This is a genomic window from Sphingobium sp. (assembly GCF_032153725.1).
In the GTDB taxonomy this organism is placed as follows: Bacteria; Pseudomonadota; Alphaproteobacteria; order Sphingomonadales; family Sphingomonadaceae; genus Sphingobium.
On record NZ_JALDYQ010000153.1, the window covers coordinates 1 to 2,915 of the forward strand.

The 2,915-nt window shown below is 61.2% G+C and carries 3 protein-coding genes; all 3 read left to right on the forward strand.

The window, feature by feature from the left end; translation table 11 throughout:
- Positions 1 to 344 precede the first annotated feature (344 nt).
- Genes RUH75_RS23570 through RUH75_RS23580 form a run of 3 tightly spaced genes read left to right on the forward strand, consistent with a single transcriptional unit; the run spans position 345 to position 2,729 of the window.
- Positions 345 to 1,514 (forward strand): muconate/chloromuconate family cycloisomerase, encoded by a 1,170-nt coding sequence (locus RUH75_RS23570; protein ID WP_313809643.1) that lies wholly within the window; start codon positions 345 to 347, stop codon positions 1,512 to 1,514.
- A gap of 4 nt (positions 1,515 to 1,518) precedes the next feature.
- Positions 1,519 to 1,809, forward strand: coding sequence for a muconolactone Delta-isomerase (catC, locus tag RUH75_RS23575; protein WP_313809644.1), 291 nt, complete (start codon positions 1,519 to 1,521; stop codon positions 1,807 to 1,809).
- 29 nt (positions 1,810 to 1,838) lie between these two features.
- Positions 1,839 to 2,729 carry a dioxygenase gene (locus tag RUH75_RS23580; protein WP_313809645.1) on the forward strand — a complete coding sequence of 297 codons (891 nt, stop codon included), beginning with the start codon at positions 1,839 to 1,841 and terminating at the stop codon, positions 2,727 to 2,729.
- Positions 2,730 to 2,915 lie beyond the last annotated feature (186 nt).

Sequence of the window (2,915 nt, forward strand, 5' to 3'; positions counted from 1 at the left end):
GGTCAGGATACCCCTTTCCGACTCATGCCGACTCCGCGAGTCGGTGGCAGCTGAATCAGAATCTATAGAATCTGGAATTACCCGACCGTTTCGGTCGGGCGTTTTTGTTTAGATTGAAAAGATCACCTCAACCTGCGTCACAGCCTTTGGAGAAGGAGAGGGGAGGCGCCTCTGCACTCTCAAGGATTGAGAAAACCCTTCGATCGCCATATCCTGATCCAGGCTGTCCGCCAGACCTCCCCAGCACCCCGATACCTATTCGGCATCAAATCCGACCCAAACGGTCTTTCCCATCATGATTGATCCTCGGTACCGCAATATCTCATCACTCGGAGATGTAGCGAATGGCGTCCCCCATCACCATCGAATCTGTCGAAACCTTCATCCTCGACGTACCGACAATTCGCCCTCATATTCTCTCTGTCGCGACCATGCAGTCGCAAGCGATGGTGATTGTCCGCTTGACCTGCTCCGACGGGATAACCGGGCTGGGGGAGGGCACGACCATCGGCGGCCTGAGCTATGGGGCAGAAAGTCCTGAAAGCATCAAGCTGACCATCGACACCTATATCGCACCCCTGTTGAAGAATTGCGATGCCACGCGACCGGGATCAATCATGGCGGATTTGCGCAGGCAGATTGCCGCCAACCACTTCGCCAAATGCGCGATCGAAACCGCATTGCTGGATGCACAGGGCAAGCGGTTGGGGGTTCCGGTCAGCGAATTGCTCGGCGGCCGGTTGCGCGACCGGCTGCCGGTGCTCTGGACGCTGGCGAGCGGCGACACGGCGCGCGATATCGAGGAAGCAGAAGCCATGCTCGCGGCCCGGCGGCATGATGCCTTCAAACTGAAGATCGGCAAGCGGACGCTGGAGGCGGACATCGCCCATGTCGCCGCGATCAAGAAGGCGCTGGGTGACCGGGCCAGTGTCCGCGTCGATGTCAATCAGGCCTGGAGCGAAGCCACGGCGAAGCGGGGCCTTGCCATGCTGGTCGATGCCGGCGTCGACCTGGTGGAACAACCGATCAAGGCAGGTAATCTGGCGGGGATGGCCCGGCTGACCGCGATGGGCAGGCTGGCGGTGATGGCGGATGAGGCCTTATATGGCCCCGATTCCGGATTTGCCTATGCCTCGGCCGGGGCGGCCGATATCTTCGCGATCAAGATCGCGCAGGCGGGCGGTCTGGGCGCGGCAAAGGCTCTGGCCGCGATTGGCGAGGCTTCGGGCCTATCCCTTTACGGCGGCACCATGCTGGAAGGTGGGGTCGGCACGGTGGCGTCGGCACAGCTGTTTGCGACCTTCACCGATCTCGCCTTCGGGACCGAACTGTTCGGCCCGCTGCTGCTGACCGAGGAAATCCTGGCCGAACCGCTCGACTATTCCGATTGCAGCCTTGGGGTGCCGGATGGGGCTGGGCTGGGCATCGCGCTCAATTCCGATGCCGTTGCGGCTTTCCGTCGGGATCGGCCGGCGCGCACGACGATCACCCTGACCAAACAAGCGAACGGATGAACCAATGCTGTTTCACGTCACCATGGATGTCAAAGTTCCGCCCGGCTTCGACCCCGACCGGTTCGAGGCACTGAAAGCGGCGGAAAAGGCGCGCTTTCAGGAACTGCAACACGCCGGAATCTGGCGCCATATCTGGCGGGTCGTCGGCCAGTACAGCAATGTCAGCATCTTCGATGTGGAGAGCAACGCGCACCTGCACGATCTGCTGACCGGTCTGCCGCTCTATCCGTTCATGGACGTGGCCGTGACGGCGCTCTGCCGCCATCCATCCTCGACCCATGAGGATGATCGCTGATATTTTCCATATTTGCCAGGAGAGGTAGAATGACAGAAGATTTCGTGAACTCCCCCGCCGTCCAGACCCTGCTCGATCGCGCCAGCGGCCTTGATGCCGAAGGCGGCGACAGGCGGCTGAAGGCCATCACCCGCGATCTGATCGAGGCTGCGATGAAGGTGGTCGTGCGTTACGACGTCAGCGAAAGCGAGTTCTGGGCAGCGATCAAATATTTTCAGGATGGCGCGGCGGAACTCGGCCTGATCGTGCCGGGCGTTGGCCTTGAGCATTTCATGGACCTGTTCATGGATGCCAAGGATGCCGAAGCGGGCAGGAGCGGGGGGACCCCTCGCACCATTGAAGGGCCGCTCTATGTTGCTGGCGCCCCCTTGGTGGAGGGCGACGCGAATCTGACCGATGATCCGGACGATACCGGCACGCTCTATATGAGCGGGGCGATCAGGGGGCCGCATGGCGAAGCGGTCGACGGTGCGATCCTGCATGTCTGGCACGCCAATTCGCAGGGCTGGTATTCGCATTTCGATCCGACCGGCGAGCAGACCCCCTTCAACAACCGCCGCCGCATCAGGATCGGCAGCGACGGGCGTTACAGCTTCCATTCGAAGATGCCCAATGGCTACAGCGTACCCCCGGGCGGCGCAACCGACCGGCTGATGCAGGCGCTGGGTCGCCATGGCAATCGTCCCGCACATGTGCACTTCTTCGTCGAGGCGCCGGGCTATCGCACGCTGACCACCCAGATCAATTTCGGGGATGATCCCTTTGCGGCGGATGACTTTGCCTTTGCCACGCGGGAAGGGCTGCTGCCGGTTCCGAACCGGCAGGGGGACGCCGCCGCCATCGCCTTCGACTTCGAACTGCAAAAGGCGGATGTCGCCAGCGATGAAGGCTTTTCGACCCGGGCACGCGCTGCGGCCTGAGGAGCCTGTAAAAGCAATCCTGTCCTCGAGAGACGGGAAGGATTTTGGACTGTCAACGCAGCCACGGACCTCGCAACAAGGAAAGGCTTTCCATGCAGAAGATTTTCAACAGCCCTGGGCAAGCACTGTCGGGCCTGTTGTTTGAGGGGATGACGGTGATGTCTGGTGGTTTTGGGTTATCGGGCA